Origin of the sequence: Pseudomonas frederiksbergensis (assembly GCF_000802155.2) — a bacterium.
Classification (GTDB): domain Bacteria; phylum Pseudomonadota; class Gammaproteobacteria; order Pseudomonadales; family Pseudomonadaceae; genus Aquipseudomonas; species Aquipseudomonas frederiksbergensis_A.
On the sequence record NZ_JQGJ02000001.1, the window covers coordinates 442,550 to 458,555 of the forward strand.

The 16,006-nt window shown below is 62.1% G+C and carries 15 protein-coding genes and 1 pseudogene; 13 read left to right on the top strand and 3 right to left on the bottom strand.

Annotation, left to right across the window (positions count from 1 at the left end; genetic code table 11):
* The first annotated feature begins 87 nt into the window (after positions 1–87).
* Positions 88–1,461 (top strand): nucleotide 5'-monophosphate nucleosidase PpnN, encoded by a 1,374-nt coding sequence (gene ppnN, locus JZ00_RS01945; protein ID WP_039592953.1) that lies wholly within the window; start codon positions 88–90, stop codon positions 1,459–1,461.
* Between the two features lie 52 nt (positions 1,462–1,513).
* Here the strand turns inward: ppnN and JZ00_RS01950 are convergent, their stop codons facing one another.
* Together JZ00_RS01950 and JZ00_RS01955 are read right to left on the bottom strand one after the other, a co-directional pair.
* Positions 1,514–2,176, bottom strand: coding sequence for an HAD family hydrolase (locus JZ00_RS01950; protein ID WP_039592952.1), 663 nt, complete (start codon positions 2,174–2,176; stop codon positions 1,514–1,516).
* A gap of 164 nt (positions 2,177–2,340) precedes the next feature.
* Positions 2,341–3,687: an MATE family efflux transporter gene (locus JZ00_RS01955; RefSeq protein WP_039592951.1), complete on the bottom strand. Its 1,347-nt coding sequence runs from the start codon at positions 3,685–3,687 to the stop codon at positions 2,341–2,343.
* Positions 3,688–4,374: 687 nt separating this feature from the next.
* Here JZ00_RS01955 and JZ00_RS01960 point away from each other — a divergent pair.
* Genes JZ00_RS01960 through JZ00_RS02000 form a run of 9 tightly spaced genes read left to right on the top strand, consistent with a single transcriptional unit; the run spans position 4,375 to position 12,781 of the window.
* Positions 4,375–5,286, top strand: a complete 912-nt coding sequence (locus JZ00_RS01960) for a methyl-accepting chemotaxis protein (RefSeq protein WP_412177655.1) — start codon at positions 4,375–4,377, stop codon at positions 5,284–5,286.
* An 11-nt stretch (positions 5,287–5,297) separates the two neighbouring features.
* The gene (locus tag JZ00_RS01965) at positions 5,298–5,666 is read left to right on the top strand and encodes a response regulator (RefSeq protein WP_003203044.1); all 369 of its coding nucleotides are present in this window, start codon (positions 5,298–5,300) and stop codon (positions 5,664–5,666) included.
* 15 nt (positions 5,667–5,681) lie between these two features.
* Positions 5,682–5,966, top strand: a complete 285-nt coding sequence (locus JZ00_RS01970) for an STAS domain-containing protein (RefSeq protein WP_039592949.1) — start codon at positions 5,682–5,684, stop codon at positions 5,964–5,966.
* Positions 5,967–6,005: 39 nt separating this feature from the next.
* Positions 6,006–8,105, top strand: coding sequence for a chemotaxis protein CheA (locus tag JZ00_RS01975; RefSeq protein WP_039593043.1), 2,100 nt, complete (start codon positions 6,006–6,008; stop codon positions 8,103–8,105).
* Between the two features lie 32 nt (positions 8,106–8,137).
* A complete protein-coding gene (locus JZ00_RS01980) occupies positions 8,138–9,796 on the top strand; it encodes a methyl-accepting chemotaxis protein (RefSeq protein WP_039592948.1) in 1,659 nt (552 codons plus the stop codon).
* A 39-nt stretch (positions 9,797–9,835) separates the two neighbouring features.
* On the top strand, positions 9,836–10,372 hold the full coding sequence (locus JZ00_RS01985; protein ID WP_030142246.1) for a chemotaxis protein CheW: 537 nt from the start codon (positions 9,836–9,838) through the stop codon (positions 10,370–10,372).
* Entirely contained in the window at positions 10,369–11,205 is an 837-nt protein-coding gene (locus tag JZ00_RS01990) for a CheR family methyltransferase (RefSeq protein WP_039592947.1), read from the top strand. The genes JZ00_RS01985 and JZ00_RS01990 overlap by 4 nt, the downstream gene beginning before the upstream one ends.
* Positions 11,202–11,699 carry a chemoreceptor glutamine deamidase CheD gene (gene cheD / locus JZ00_RS01995; protein ID WP_039592946.1) on the top strand — a complete coding sequence of 166 codons (498 nt, stop codon included), beginning with the start codon at positions 11,202–11,204 and terminating at the stop codon, positions 11,697–11,699. The genes JZ00_RS01990 and cheD overlap by 4 nt, the downstream gene beginning before the upstream one ends.
* A 2-nt stretch (positions 11,700–11,701) precedes the next feature.
* Entirely contained in the window at positions 11,702–12,781 is a 1,080-nt protein-coding gene (locus tag JZ00_RS02000) for a protein-glutamate methylesterase/protein-glutamine glutaminase (RefSeq protein WP_039592945.1), read from the top strand.
* Between the two features lie 287 nt (positions 12,782–13,068).
* Here JZ00_RS02000 and JZ00_RS31345 read toward each other — a convergent pair.
* A pseudogene (locus JZ00_RS31345) lies at positions 13,069–13,238 on the bottom strand (RES domain-containing protein); the annotation flags it as partial.
* A 285-nt stretch (positions 13,239–13,523) separates the two neighbouring features.
* Between JZ00_RS31345 and JZ00_RS02005 the strand changes: the two are divergent.
* From JZ00_RS02005 to JZ00_RS02015, 3 genes are all read left to right on the top strand, one after another.
* The gene (locus JZ00_RS02005; RefSeq protein WP_039592944.1) at positions 13,524–14,051 is read left to right on the top strand and encodes an HvfA family oxazolone/thioamide-modified RiPP metallophore; all 528 of its coding nucleotides are present in this window, start codon (positions 13,524–13,526) and stop codon (positions 14,049–14,051) included.
* 65 nt (positions 14,052–14,116) lie between these two features.
* Positions 14,117–14,968, top strand: coding sequence for an HvfB family MNIO-type RiPP peptide maturase (locus tag JZ00_RS02010; protein WP_039592943.1), 852 nt, complete (start codon positions 14,117–14,119; stop codon positions 14,966–14,968).
* On the top strand, positions 14,961–15,701 hold the full coding sequence (locus JZ00_RS02015) for an HvfC family RiPP maturation protein (RefSeq protein ID WP_039592942.1): 741 nt from the start codon (positions 14,961–14,963) through the stop codon (positions 15,699–15,701). The genes JZ00_RS02010 and JZ00_RS02015 overlap by 8 nt, the downstream gene beginning before the upstream one ends.
* The last annotated feature ends 305 nt before the right edge of the window (positions 15,702–16,006 follow it).

A 16,006-nucleotide genomic window follows, 5' to 3' on the forward strand; every position in this document is an offset into this window, starting at 1 on the left:
ACCGCAAGGATCGTGCGATCTTCCCGCGTGGACGTTTTTTCAAGATGCCGCCATAGTGCGAGCGGCATCGTTTTCAAGGAAAGCTGAATGACTCAAAGACAGGTAATCAACGCTTCGGTAAGCCCCAAGGGCAGCCTGGAGACTTTGTCCCAGCGCGAAGTGCAACAACTGAGCGAAGCCGGTTCCGGCAGCATCTACGATCTTTTCCGCCAGTGCGCCCTGGCCATCCTCAACACCGGCGCCCATGTCGATAATGCCAAGACCATCCTGGAAGCCTACAAGGACTTCGAAATCCGCATCCACCAACAGGACCGCGGCGTGCGCCTGGAACTGTTGAACGCGCCGGCCGATGCGTTCGTCGACGGCGAGATGATCGCCAGCACCCGGGAAATGCTCTTCAGCGCCCTGCGCGACATCGTCTACACCGAGAACGAGCTGGACAGCCAGCGCATCGACCTGAGCTCATCCCAAGGCATCAGCGACTACGTGTTCCACCTGCTGCGCAACGCCCGCACCCTGCGCCCTGGCGTGGAGCCGAAAATCGTCGTGTGCTGGGGCGGTCACTCGATCAATACCGAAGAATACAAGTACACCAAGAAAGTCGGCCACGAACTGGGCCTGCGCAGCCTGGACATCTGCACCGGCTGCGGCCCGGGCGTGATGAAAGGCCCGATGAAAGGCGCCACCATCGCCCACGCCAAGCAGCGCATTCACGGCGGCCGCTACCTGGGCCTGACGGAGCCGGGCATCATCGCCGCCGAGGCACCGAACCCAATCGTCAACGAGTTGGTGATCCTGCCGGACATCGAGAAGCGCCTGGAGGCCTTCGTCCGCGTCGGCCATGGCATCATCATTTTCCCGGGCGGCGCCGGTACCGCGGAAGAATTCCTCTACCTGCTGGGCATTCTCATGCACCCGGCCAACCAGGACTTGCCCTTCCCAGTGATCCTCACCGGGCCTAAAAGCGCCACGCCGTATTTTGATCAACTGCACGCGTTCGTCGGCGCGACCTTGGGCGAAGCCGCGCAAGAGCACTACCAGATCATCATCGACGACCCGGCCGAAGTGGCGCGGCAAATGACCCAGGGGTTGAAAGAAGTGAAGCAGTTCCGCCGCGAGCGCAACGACGCCTTCCACTTCAATTGGCTGCTGAAAATCGACGAAGGTTTCCAGCGCCCCTTCGACCCGACCCATGCAAACATGGCCAGCCTGGGCCTGAGCCGCGACCTGCCGTCCCACGAACTGGCCGCCAACCTGCGCAGGGCGTTTTCGGGAATCGTGGCGGGGAACGTCAAGGACAAGGGTATCCGCCTGATCGAAGAGCACGGCCCGTACGAGATCCACGGTGACCCCGCCATCATGGAGCCCCTCGACCGCCTGCTCCAAGCCTTCGTCGCCCAGCACCGGATGAAACTGCCGGGCGGCGCGGCGTATGTGCCGTGCTATCGGGTGGTGACCTGATCCTGGAATCGTTGAGGTAAAACTGTGGGAGCGACCCTGCTCCCACGGGTTCCTAGCGGTGGTTTGAAAGGCGCATCAGTCCGTCATCCACCGCGATTCCCAGCCCAAGGTAATCCTCGACCTGCGAATGCAACGTCACCACCGGGTGCGTATGCGTGGCGGTCACCACCATCACATCCATGCCCGCCGCCTCGCCGGCCTTGATCCCGGCCTGGGCATCCTCGAACACCAGGCATTCCCCTGGAGCCACTTGCAAGCGCTGCGCGGCCAGCAGATAGCAATCGGGGTTCGGTTTGCCGCTGCTCACGTCTTCGGCGGTCACCATCACCTCGGGTCGCGGGATCCCGGCCGCTTCCATGCGGCGTAAAGCCAAGGCCATCGGCGCCGAGGTGACGATCGCCCATTGGGTCGGCGGCAGGCGTTTGAGAAACGCCAGCGCACCGGGCACCTCGACCACGCCTTCCACGTCCTCGATTTCTTCAACGGTAAGCTGCGCGGCCTCGGCTTGCGCATCTATCCCAGGCAGGTTCTGGCGGGCGACCGTGTCGACGGCGCGCACGCCATGAATGGTCGGCAAGAATTTCGCCACGTCCAGGCCATGGCGCATGGCCCAGCGGGTCCAGATCCGCTCGGTGGCGGCGACGGAATTGAGCAGCGTGCCGTCCATGTCGAAGAGGAAGGCGCGGTAGGCGATGGAGGGGTGTTCTACGGACATCGGGATCCTCGTGGATGACGGGAAGAAGGTGGCCAAAACTATGGGAGCGAGCTTGCTCCGGGCGGCGTTCCGACGATGGCAGTCTGTCAGCCTATATCAAAATTGAACGTGTCGATGCTATCGCGAGCACGCTCGCTTCCGCAGGGGTTCCAGCTTGGGCCGGTCTACACCAACCGCTCGATCCGCTGATGCTGCCAGACCCGTTTGTAATACACCGTCTGCAATACCAACATGCTCAGGTAAGCCACCGGAAACGCCATCCACACGCCTTGAAGGCCGAAGTGGGCATCCAGCAGGTAGGCCGCCGGCACCTGCACGCCGATAATGCAGAAAATCGAGATCGCCACCGGCACCAGCACCGTGCCGCTGGCGCGCATGATGCCGCCGATAATTGCCTGGAACCCGAACACCAACAGGCTCCACAGCATGATGTGCAATAAATGTTCAGCCTGGACCCGCGCCGCCGGGTCGGTGATGAACAGTCCCAATAACCAACGGGACAACAGGTAACCCAGCAGCACCAGCCCACCGGTCAACCAGACATTGATCAACATCCCGGTGCGCAGGATCGGCCCCAGGCGTTCCAGGCGTCCGGCGCCGATGGCCTGGGCGCCAAGGATCGAAGCGGTGATGGCAATCGACAGCGCCGGGAACTGCACGTAGTTGACGATCTGCGTCACCGCGCCGTAGGCCGCCGTGGCCTGGGACCCGTGGCGATTGACCAGGGCCAGGATCGCCAGCTCCGACAGCGAGATCACCACCATTTGCAAACCGGTGGGCAAGCCGATGCGCAGCACTTTGCCGAGGATGTCCCTGTCCAGGCGCATCGCCGCGAACAGCGCACGGTCTGGCGCCAGGGCATGGTCCCGGCGGTTCAGGCGCCACGCCAGCATCGCCATCGCCGACGCGGTGCCCACCAGCCCCGCCAATGCCGCGCTCTGGATGCCCATCGGCGCAAAACCCAGCCAGCCACGGATCAGCACCGGCGTCAGCAGCATCCCGACGCTGGTGGACACCAGCAACGCCAGCAGCGGCGAAACGGTATCGCTGACACCGCGCAACAACTGGGTGAACAGCACGAACACCAGCAGCATCGGCAAAATCCACATCATCACCCGCGCATAGGACACCGCGTCATCCAGCACATCGGCGGGCGTGCCGAGTCCTTGCAGGCCCTCGCGGGCAAAGACACTGCCAAGGATCGCCGCCGCCAACCCGATGATCGCCCCCAGCAACAGGGTCGAGCCTGCAATTGCCTTCACGGTCCCCGTCTCGCCGGCGCCGTACGCCTGCCCGATCAGCACCCCTGCCCCGGCGCCGAGGCCAATCACCAACGCGATGAAGAAAAACACGATGGGAAACATCCCCGACACCGCCGCCAAGGCCTGGGTGCCGAGCATTTGGCCGATGTAGATGCTGTTGAGCGTACCGGACATCGATTGCAGGAAGTTGGACAGGACCATGGGGGCCAGGAACAGCAGGTAGGTTTTCCAGAGCGACTGGGTGGGCATGGGGGCTCGATGGCAGGTTCGAAATCTGTTGCGGGTAATTTAGCTCAATCCTTTCGTTATGTTTCGGAAGATGTCCGCTTTTGTGGCGAGGAAGCGTGCTCCCGCTGGGTCGCGAAGCGGCCCGCTTTTTGACTTGGCATCGCCGGGAAATCAGACCGGTGGCTGGGACTGCTGCGCAGTCCAGCGGGAGCAAGCTTCCTCGCCACGGGTTTTCCGTAGGTCAGGTCACCTCGACATTTCGCCAATCTCGTCTAATCTGAGATATCAATGTGCCACCTTTTCTTGCAGAACCGGACGACTGGTCTTAAAGACCGAGTCGGTTTTGCAGATAACCAGTTATTCGCAAATATCCTGTCAGCAACACTGTTCAAGGACCGAACCATGACGTCGTATCCCCACGACCATTCCCTCGCCAAACCCCGGACGCACACTTGCTGGCACGCCTTGATCGTTGCCGTCATCGCCTGCGCCGGTGTGCTGGCGCTCAATGGCGCGAATGCGCAAACCATCGGTTTCAGTGCCGTGCTTCTGGTCCTTGGCGTGGGTGCCGGTCTCTGGGGTACGCGCTCGCAGCGCCTGCAGTTGGACAAGGTCGCCGCAGCGGCCATCGCCCGTCACGAACTGCTAGCCGCGGACCATGGCGCTCACAAAAGCGACGCACAACTCAACGAAGTGATCCTCGGTGCCATGCCCATCTGGGCCAAGCAAGTCGAAAGCTCGCGCCAGCAGACTGAAACCGCGATCGTCTCCTTGACCAGCCGTTTCACCGGCATTTCCTCGCGCCTCGAAGAAACCGTGCAAGCCTCGCAACTGGCCGCCGGCGAGTTGGCCGGCAGCAGCGGCGGTGGCGCCGTCCAGGTACTGGCGCAGAGCGAAGGCGAACTGGTGAAGGTCATCGATTCGTTGAAGTCCACCCAGGCCAGCCGTGATGAAACCCTTGCCCAAGTGCGCAACCTGACCGCCTACACCGGCGAGCTGCGGACCATGGCCGCCGACGTCGCGGCGATTGCCGCCCAGACCAACCTGCTGGCCCTCAACGCCGCCATCGAAGCCGCCCGGGCGGGCGAAGCCGGACGTGGTTTTGCGGTAGTGGCCGACGCCGTACGTGCACTGTCGAGCAAGTCCAGCGAGACCGGCCAACAGATGTCGGCCAAGGTCGACGTCATCAACACCGCCATCACCCAACTGGTGCAGGCCGCTTCCAGCGGCGCCGACCAGGACAGCCAGTCCGTGGCCGTGTCCGAAGGCAGCATCCAGCGTGTGCTCGAACGCTTCCAGAGCGTTACCGGGCGCCTCGCCGATTCGGCCGACATGTTGCAACGGGAGAGCTACGGCATTCGCGACGAACTCACCGAAGTGCTGGTCAGCCTGCAATTCCAGGATCGGGTCAGCCAGATCCTCAGCCACGTGCGCGACAACATCGAGGACCTGCATGTGCACATGCAGCAAGCCAGCCAGTCGCCCGAACAGGCCGCCTCCATCGACGCCCGCCAATGGCTGGCGCGCATGGAAACCACCTACGCCACCGACGAGCAACGCCGCAATCATCACGGCGACTCGGCTGCGCAACAGACTTCACAGGAAATAACCTTCTTCTAGGAGAGCCGTTCATGGCTAAAAGTGTATTGGTTGTCGACGACTCCGCGAGCGTTCGGCAGGTGGTCGGCATCGCGTTGAAAAGTGCCGGCTACGACGTGATCGAGGCCAGCGATGGCAAGGACGCACTGGGCAAACTCAACGGCCAGAAAGTGCACCTGATCATCAGCGACGTGAACATGCCAAACATGGATGGCATCACCTTCGTCAAGGAGGTCAAGAAGCTGGCCAGCTACAAGTTCACGCCGATCATCATGCTCACCACCGAATCCCAGGAATCGAAGAAGCAAGAGGGCCAGGCCGCAGGTGCCAAGGCCTGGGTGGTCAAGCCGTTCCAGCCGGCGCAGATGCTGGCGGCGGTATCCAAGCTGATTCTTCCCTGATGGCCGGAGGCTTCAATGCCGCTGCTGTACGAAATAGAGGATGACACCGCGCGGGTGCAGATCGATGGCGAGCTGACGATCTACACCGCCGCCGACCTGGCCGCGCAATTGCTGCCACGGTTGGGGGCAACGCCAGCGATGGCGCTGGACCTGTCGCAGATCACCGAGATGGATGGCGCCGGCCTGCAACTGCTGCTGATGATTCAGCGCGAGGCACCCAAGGCCGGGACTCAACTGACGGTGACCGACCAAAGCAAGGCCGTCACGGAAACATTGGCCCTGTGCAACCTGGTTGCCTAGCGCCTGCGCAACACGTCGAACACGACAAAGGAAATGAGCGTGAGCATCAATCTCGATCAGGCACAACAAACCTTCATCGTCGAGGCACGTGAACAACTGCAGGCGATGGAAGAATCGTTGCTGCAATTGGAAAACGACCCCGGCGACGATGACGCCATCGGCGCGATTTTCCGCGCGGCCCATACGATCAAGGGCTCGGCGGGGCTGTTCGGCCTGGAGCCGATCGTCAGCTTTACCCACATCGTCGAGGACGTGCTCGATCGCCTGCGCGAGGGCAGCGTCGCGGTGGACCCTGGCTTGATCGCCGTGCTGCTCAAGTCCGGCGATCACATGCTCGAGCTGATCGACGTGGTCGCCAACCAGGGCTCGGCGTTGCAACCCCCTGCCCTGGCCCGGGAAATGGAACTGTGCCAGATCCTGCAGGAATACCAGGCGCCCTCGACCGCAGCCGAACCGGCCCGGACAGCAAAAACCGAAACGGCCGATTCAGCCGAAGCGAGCCTCTGGCACATCTCCCTGCGCTTCGGCCAGGACGTGTTTCGCAACGGCATGGACCCCTTGTCATTCCTGCGCTATTTGCAGACCCTGGGTGAAATCGTCGACCTCACCACCCTGACCGACGCGCTGCCGGCTATCGAGGCCTGGGATGCCGAGTCCTGCTACTTGGGCTTCGACATCGCGTTTCGATCCGCCGCCGGCTATGCCGCGATCAACGAAGTGTTCGATTTTGTGCGCGAAGACTGCGTGATCGAAATCGTTGCCGCCCAAGCGGTCGAGTCCCAGGCGAGCACCGGCCTGGTCGCGACATCCCCCGCACCGACCGACGAAAGCACCGCCATGGTCGCCACGGGCGAACTGATGCCGGACCAACGCAAGACCCCGCGCATGCCAGCCCAGGTCGCGAGCGACAAACAGGCCGTGGCCAGCGAAAGCAAAACCAAGGACGGCACCTATGTACGAGTCAACGCGGACAAACTCGACGAACTGATCAACCTGGTGGGTGAGCTGGTCATCGCCAGCGCGGGCGCCAGCCTGCTGGCGCGTACCTGCCAGAACGATCCGCTGCAGGAAGCCACCTCGTCGGTGTCCGGGCTGGTGGAAGAAATCCTCGACGGTGCCTTGCGCCTGCGCATGATCCCCATCGGCGAGACCTTCAACCGCTTTCGCCGGGTGGTGCGCGATGTCAGCCAGGAACTCGGCAAGGACATCGACCTGATCATCAGCGGCGCGGAAACCGAGCTGGACAAGACCGTGGTGGAAAAAATCGGCGACCCGCTGATGCACCTGCTGCGCAACGCCATGGACCACGGCATCGAAACCGCCGAGGCGCGCCTGGCGGCAGGCAAGCCGGCCAAGGGGCATCTGCACCTCAATGCCTACCACGACTCGGGCAGCATCGTGCTGGAAATCGCCGACGACGGCGCCGGTCTGAACCGCGATCGTATCCTGGAAAAAGCCCATGAGCGCGGCCTGATCGCCCAAGGTGCGAACCTGACCGACCAGGAGATCTACAACCTGATTTTCGAACCGGGCTTCTCCACCGCCCAAGCCGTCACCAACCTGTCCGGACGCGGCGTGGGCATGGACGTGGTCAAGCGCAACATCACACTGCTGCGCGGCACGGTCGACCTCGACAGCCAGCCGGGCAAGGGCACCGTGGTGCGCATCCGCCTGCCGCTGACCCTGGCGATCATCAATGGATTCCTGGTCGGCATCGGCCAGTCCACCTATGTGATTCCGCTGGACATGGTCCAGGAATGCATCGAACTGAGCGAAGACGATGGCATCGCCAGCCGTGAACAAGGCTACCTGGACCTGCGCGGCGAAGTGCTGCCGCTGGTGTACCTGCGCGATCACTTCCATCACGAAGGCCCGGCCTCGCGCCGGCAGAATGTGGTGGTGGTGCGCTACGCCGAACTCAAGGCCGGGCTGGTGGTGGATGACCTTTTGGGTGAATTCCAGACCGTGATCAAACCCTTGGGCAAGCTGTTCGGCGCACTGCGCGGCATCAGCGGCTCGACCATCCTGGGCAGCGGCGCCGTGGCGTTGATTCTCGACGTACCGGCATTGCTGACCCAGATCGCACAAATAGAAAACCGCTACAACTCGACCCCATTACAACAAGCCAACGCTCGCTGACGCTTCAACACTCCATGGAGAGGTATTCCCCAATGAAATGGTTCTACGACCTTAGAATCGCCACCAAACTGATCACTTCATTCCTCGTGGTGTTGGCGCTCACCGCCGTCATGGGCGTGTTCTCGATCATCCAGCTGGGCCAGGTCAACCACACCGCCCTCGACATTCGTGAAAACTGGATGCCGTCCATGCGCGCGGCGTCGGGCATGCGCTTCTACGCGGCGAGCTATCGCCTCAAGGAAAACCGCCACATTTCCGCCGACTCCGAGCAAGAACGCGTAACCCTGGAGCAGGAAGCGGAAGAGGCCAAGAAGGCCTTCGAAACCCGCCTGGACACTTACGAAAAACTGCTCTCCAGCGCGGAAGACCGGCAGGCATTCGAAACCACCCGCACTGACTGGGCCGCCTATCTGGCGATCAGCAAGGACCTGCTGGCACTGTCCAGGCAGAACCTGACCGAGCAAGCCAATGCGATGCTCAAGGGCGAGTCCAAGAATCGGTTCGACCTGGTGACCGGCGACTTGCAAAAACTTGTCGAGCTCAACGCCGCTGGGGCTGATGTCGCCAGTGCGCACGGCACCAAACTGTACGAGAACGCGCGCCTGTCGATTATCGTCGTGCTGGTTGCCGCCCTGCTGGTGGGCCTGGGCCTGGCGCTGTTTATTTCCCGGGTGATCTCACGTCCGCTGAAGCAGGCCGCCGCCGTCGCCGAGCAACTGGCCGAAGGCAACCTGAACGCGAAGATCGAAGGCGGTTCCAAGGACGAAACCGGCATGGTGCTCAACGCCATGCAGAACATGGTCGGCAAGCTGTCACATATCATCGGTGAAGTGCGCAACGCGGCGGACAACCTCGCCAGCGCCTCCGAGGAAGTCAGCGCCACCGCCCAGTCGATGAGCCAGGCCACCAGCGAACAGGCGGCCAGTGTCGAGGAAACCAGTGCATCCATCGAGCAGATGAGCGCCAGCATCAACCAGAACACCGAGAACGCCAAGGTCACCGACGGCATGGCCAGCAAGGCTGCCAAGGAAGCCACCGACGGCGGCGAATCGGTGCAGCAGACCGTGGTGGCGATGAAGAAAATCGCCCAGCGCATCAGCATCATCGATGACATCGCCTACCAGACCAACCTGTTGGCGCTCAACGCTGCGATCGAAGCAGCCCGCGCCGGCGAACACGGCAAAGGCTTCGCGGTGGTGGCGGCCGAAGTCCGCAAACTGGCCGAGCGCAGCCAGGTCGCGGCCCAGGAGATCGGCGAGCTGTCGTCCAGCAGCGTCGACATGGCCGAGAAGGCCGGCAGCCTGCTGAACGAGATGGTCCCGTCCATCAACAAGACTTCGGACCTGGTGCAGGAAATCAGCGCCGCGTCCGAAGAACAGGCCGCCGGCGTGGCGCAGATCAACACCGCCATGACCCAGCTCAACCAAGTGACCCAGCAGAACGCCTCCAGCAGCGAAGAATTGGCCGCCACCGCCGAAGAGATGAGCAGCCAGGCCGAACAACTGCAACAGGCCATGAGTTTCTTCACCTTGGACACGCCGCCCAAAGCAGCCATCCAGGTCGCCCGGGTCGACAACACGCCCGGCCCGTCCAGCCGCAAACAGACCCGGGCACCGGCACCGGTGATGCCCAAGGCGTTTGCCTACAACATGGCCAGCGCGCCGGACGAATCGGAATTCACCCGGTTCTGATGGCACGGTTCCATAGGCTTGCTTAAAGGAGAAAAGGCAATGGGCGCCATCGCGACCACACGCCAGACCGCCAGTGCGGTCGAGGAAGAAGCGCAGTACCTGACGTTCATGCTCGGCACGGAGATGTTCGCCATCGGCATCCTGTGCATCAAGGAAATCATCGAGTACGGCAACCTGACTGTCGTGCCGATGATGCCGGCTTTCGTGCGCGGGGTGATCAACCTGCGCGGTGCGGTCGTGCCGGTGGTGGATCTGTCGGCCCGTTTCGGCCGGCCGAACTCCACCATCAGCCGCCGCAGCTGCGTGGTGATCATCGAGGCCGCCAGCGCCGACGGGCTGGCCCAGGACATCGGGTTGCTGGTGGACACGGTATCGGCGGTGCTGGAAATCCCGGCTTCGCAGATCGAACCGCCACCGAGTTTTGGCGCGAAGATCCGCGCCGATTTCATCAGTGGCATGGCCAAGGTCGATGGCAAGTTCGTCATCGTCCTGGAAGTGGACCGGGTGCTGTCCATCGACGAAATGTCCGAACTCGCCCAGGCCAGCCCCGCCGCGTTGGAAGCGCCAGACTCATGAGCACAGACACTTGCAAGGAACGCACGGTGAACTCGATGGCCCTCTCCGACCGGGAGTTCGGCCAGTTCCAATCCTGGTTGTACCAGGCGGCCGGCATCAACCTGTCGCCGGCCAAGAAAGCCTTGGTGGCCGGACGCCTCTTCAAGCGCCTAAAGCACTATGAGCTGGACAGCTACGGCGAGTACTTCAAGCTGATCATGAGCGGCCAGCGCAGCGACGAATTGCAAGTGGCGCTGGACCTGCTGACGACCAACGAAACCTACTTTTTCCGTGAGCCCAAGCACTTCGATTTTCTTCGCGATCACGTGCTGCCCCATGCGACACCGGGCAAGACCTTTCGCCTGTGGAGCGCCGCCAGTTCCTCCGGCGAGGAGCCCTACAGTCTTGCGATGACCCTGGCCGAAAGCCTGGGCACCACGCCTTGGGAAGTCATCGGCTCCGACATCAGCATGCAAGTGTTGGCCAAGGCCCGTTCCGGGCATTATCCGATGGAGCGCGCCCGTAACCTGCCCCATTCGCTGTTGGTGAAATATTGCCTCAAGGGCACCGGCAGCCAGCAGGGCACCATGCTGATCGACCGGGCACTGCGCAACCGCGTCAACTTCATCCAGGTCAATCTCAACGACACCCTTCCAGAGCTGGGGGAGTTCGATGTGATTTTCCTGCGCAACGTGATGATCTATTTCGACCAGCCCACCAAAAGCAAAGTGGTTGCCCGGCTCATCCCGCGGCTCAAGCCCGGTGGGTATTTCATCGTCAGCCATTCGGAAAGTCTCAACGGCGTTTCCGATGCGTTGAAGCTGGTCGCCCCTTCGATTTATCGCAAGCCATGAGCGCCGCGATCAAGCAAGTCGCCGAGGTCTACCTGGGGCCGGGAGAGTTTCGCTTTGCGACCTGCCCGACCCGCCTGCGCACGATCCTCGGCTCTTGCGTGGCGATTACGCTCTGGCATCCAGAGCGCAAGATCGGCGGCATGTGCCACTTCATGTTGCCCAGCCGGGTGCGTTGCTCCACGGCGCTGAACGGGATGTACGCCGATGAAGCCATCGAGCTGTTCGTCCGCAAGGCGCGGGCCCATCACACCAAGCCCGAGGAATACCAGCTCAAGCTGTTCGGCGGCGGCGAGATGTTTCCCGAATTGCAACGCCATGTGCCCTATGGCGACGTGGCGCGACTGAACGTCAACGCAGCGCTGGAAATGGCCGCCCTCTATCGCCTGGACCTGATCGCCCAGGACATGGGCAGCACCGGCCACCGCAGCATCATTTTCGACCTTTGCACGGGCGACGTCTGGGTCAGGCACCAACCGATAAGGACCCTGCATTAACCATGTCAGGCAAAAAAATAAATGTATTGCTGGTGGATGATTCCGCCGTGGTCCGCCAGGTGTTGCTGGCCATTCTCAGCGACACGCCGGACATCAATGTCATCGGCGCGGCCTCCGACCCGATTTTCGCCATGGACAAACTGGCGAAGGAATGGCCCGACGTGATCGTGCTGGACGTGGAAATGCCGCGCATGGACGGCATTACTTTCCTGAAAAAGATCATGAGCGAACGGCCCACGCCCGTGGTGATCTGCTCGTCGCTGACGCCCAAGGGTGCGGAAACCACGTTGCAAGCCATGGCCGCCGGCGCGGTGGAAATCATCACCAAGCCCACCAGCGGCTTGAAGAACTTCCTGCTGGACTCGGCGCCGGAACTGGTATCGGCCATCCGTGCTGCCGCCCAGGTCAACGTCCGCAACCTGGGCAAACGCCCGGCTCCAGCGGCGCCGCTGACGCCGGCGACCAAACTCACCGCCGACGCCATGCTGCCAGCCGCCAACGGCCATGCCATGGCCCAGACCACCGAGCGCATCGTCGCCATGGGCACCTCCACCGGCGGCACCCAGGCGCTGGAAGCGGTGCTGACCGCCCTGCCGCGCGTGTGCCCGGGCATCGTCATCGTCCAGCACATGCCGGAAAAATTCACCGCCTCGTTCGCCGCCCGGCTCAATAGCCTGTGCCAGATCGAAGTGCGCGAAGCAAAGAACAACGACCGCATCCACCCCGGCCTGGCCCTCATCGCCCCCGGCGGCAAGCACATGATGGTGACCCGCAGCGGCGCGTTCTACCACGTGCAAGTGGTGGACGGCCCGCTGGTCAATCGCCATCGCCCCTCGGTGGATGTGCTGTTCCGCTCGGTGGCCAAGTTCGCCGGCCGTAACGCCACGGGCATCATCATGACCGGCATGGGCGACGACGGCGCCCGCGGTCTGAAGGAAATGCTCGACGCCGGCAGTGCCACCGTGGCCCAGGACGAGGCCAGCTGCGTGGTATTCGGCATGCCCAAGGAAGCGATCAAGCTCAACGCCGCGCAACGGGTCATGCCATTGCTGGAGATTGCGCAGGTAATCTTGCATCGGTGATTGACGCATCCTTCCTTGAATGAAAGCTGTTGTGGCGAGGGGATTCATCCCCTCGCCACAAGAAAAGCTGCTTAAACAGGTGAGATCGTCGCCAGCACACCAATCAGCAGCGTCAGCGCCAGGAAACCACCCAAAAAAATCGCCATCTTCGCCATGAGCTTTCTCCCGATAGAGCCGTTGCGGCACGGCCAAATTGTGGCGTGGGAACTGAGACCATTACAGACGCACCTGCAAGCGAAAAATGCGGATCAGCGGAAAAATCCGGCTACCCGATCAAGGCACCGAAATTACCTGACCAGTCGAGTGTCCAGGCCAAAGCGCTCTTGAGAAATAGCTTGAATGGGGCCTTCGCCAAATCGCAGCTCACCCGCAAATTCCAGGAATGCCGGGGCACGGCTGAAGGAACCAGAACGAAGGGAAACTGCGCCAACAACTCATCGGCAAACCGCTGCCGGTGTCCGATGGACGCTCGGGTCGGCGCTGGGCAAGGACTTGCATGACCTGACCTGAGCGCCACCCTTTTGCAGCGTTCTGTATCCGCGACACACAGCCATACAAACACACCGCCGCATGACACATCCCAGATACACGGCAAGCGCCAAATGGCCCCGTCCGAACAGGCCAGTCCCGCCTTGCTTCGACCCGACGTGCCGAGCACCGGGCAAGCAACGTGACGCCGCCACGGCACACGCCCCGCGCAACGTTTGCCAGGGGCCACACAGCTCTTATCTGGAGAAACCTCATGACCCGTACAAAAAACTCGAACTCCGCTCGCCTCGCCCTCGCCGCCCTGGCTTTGTCCGGCGGCTTGAGCCTGGCCCAGTCCGCTTTCGCCGTGGACACCCTGGCCCAGGGTTATCAATTGGCCTCGGCTGAAAAAACTTCCGAAGGTAAATGTGGCGAAGGCAAATGTGGCGCCGGCGAATCGTCCAAAAAGGCCACCGAGGCGGAAGGCAAGTGTGGTGAAGGCAAATGTGGTGCCGCCGAATCGGGCAAAAAAGTCACCGCCGCGGAGGGCAAGTGCGGCGAAGGCAAATGTGGCGACGCGTCCTTCGCTCGCACCGACACTGACGACGACGCCCGCGTATCGCTGAAGGAGTTCCTCAGCGTCGCGCCGACCCAGCAAGCGGAGTTCGAAAAGATGGACAGCAACCACGATGGCTACCTGTCCGAGGCGGAAACCTACAAATACCGCACCGGCCAGTACACGGCCAATGGCAAGAAAGTCCCAACCGAACTGTTCATCCACATGAGCCAAGCCAAGGAATAACCCCTTCGCTGCCACCCTCCCGGACGCTCTCGCCGGGAGGGTTTGGTCATCCCTGGAGAACTGCGATGAGTACCTTCACTTCACCCAGCGGCGCCGGGCTCGGCCTGCGCCGCGCCATGCTAGGCGACCTGCTGGAAATGGCACCGAGGGCCGTGGACTTCCTGGAATGCGCCCCGGACAACTGGATCGGTGTCGGCGGCGTCTACGCTGAACAATTGGACCAACTGGCCGCACGGCACCCCATCACCTGCCATGGACTGTCACTGTCCCTCGGCGGTCCGCAACCCCTCGACCTGGAACTGCTGCGCGGCACACGCCGGTTCCTCGATCGCTATGCCGTGGCGATCTACAGCGAGCACCTGAGCTACTGCTCCGACAGCGGCCACCTCTACGACCTCTTGCCGATCCCTTTCACCGAAGAAGCGGTCCACCACGTCGCCGCGCGCATTCGCCAGACCCAGGACGTGCTGGGTCAACGCATCGCCGTGGAGAACATCTCCTACTACGCCGCCCCCTTCCAGGCCATGAGCGAAATAGACTTTATCAATGCCGTCCTCCAGGAAGCCGACTGCGACCTGCTGCTGGACGTCAACAACCTCTACGTCAACGCCATCAATCACCGTTACGACGCCGCGAAATTCCTGGCCGCCCTTCCCGCGCAACGCGTCACCTACCTGCACGTTGCCGGCCACTATGACGAAGCCGACGACTTGAAGATCGACACCCACGGCGCGGCGGTCAAGCAGGACGTCTGGGCGCTGCTGCACCAGACCTACCAACGATTTGGCCCGGTGCCGACGCTCTTGGAACGCGACTTCAACTTTCCTCCGCTCTCGGAGCTACTCGCCGAAGTCGAGCACATCAAAAATCTTCAACAACGCGCTTGCCCGGCAACGGCGGAGGCCCGCCATGCCTGAACAATTGCTCGAACAACTCAACTGCATGGCCGACTACGTCCGCAACCCCCAAAACCCACCACCGCCGGGGATCGAAGCCCGACGCCTGGCCGTCTACCGGCAACTGTTCATCGGCAGCATCGAATCACTGCTGGCCGCCAGCTTCCCGGTCATCCACCGGACCCTGCCACCGGCCGACTGGCGATGGCTGGTCCACGACTTCTACGCCAACTTCCGCTGCCAGACGCCGCTCTTCACCCAACTGGCCGGCGAGTTCGTCACCTACCTGGAGCAACGCGCAAGCCTGCACAACTATCCCGCTTGGCTGCCCGAACTGGCACAGCACGAATGGAGCGAAAGCACCCTGCTGCTGAGCGACGCGGTGGAGCCGTCACACAACCCCCACGGCGACCTGATCGAGGGAACGCCCGTAGTATCGGAGCTTGCGCGCGTACATGCCTATGAATGGCCGGTGTGCGATATCGGACCGGGCTATCAACCCACCGAAAAACCGGCGGCGCCGACCTTGGTCCTGCTCCAACGCCATGCCGGACACGTGAATTTTTCACGCCTGGCGCCGATGGCTTATGCGTTGTTGGTGTCGCTGATGGAGCATCGGCGCAGCGGGCGGGAGCATCTGGTTGCGTTGGCGGAGATAGCCGGCGTGACGGCGCGGGAGTTAATGCCGATCGGGGTGGCGGCGCTTGAGGGGCTCAAGACGCAGGGGATTGTGTTGGGGGCGCGTTGGGGGTGAGCGAACGACTCTCGAATGTTCCGCGTTCCCAAAGAGTTAAAAACTCTTGATACGCAACGCGCTCAATTTCCAGTCTCGGCATGCTTTCCATATACACATCCATTTATGTCAGCGATGACCGAATCCTACTGACGCCGGACAGATGCGGCAACGCGCGTTTTGCCGAGACAGTTGTTGCTGCATTCGTGACCGACCGCTTTGGGTCCAGGAGGTTTAAAAGCACCGCAAAAAAAATCGAAGTGCGTACTCCTACGTCACCTCTGAAAACGTATGGCTAGTCGACAGACCTGAATTTCACATGGAAC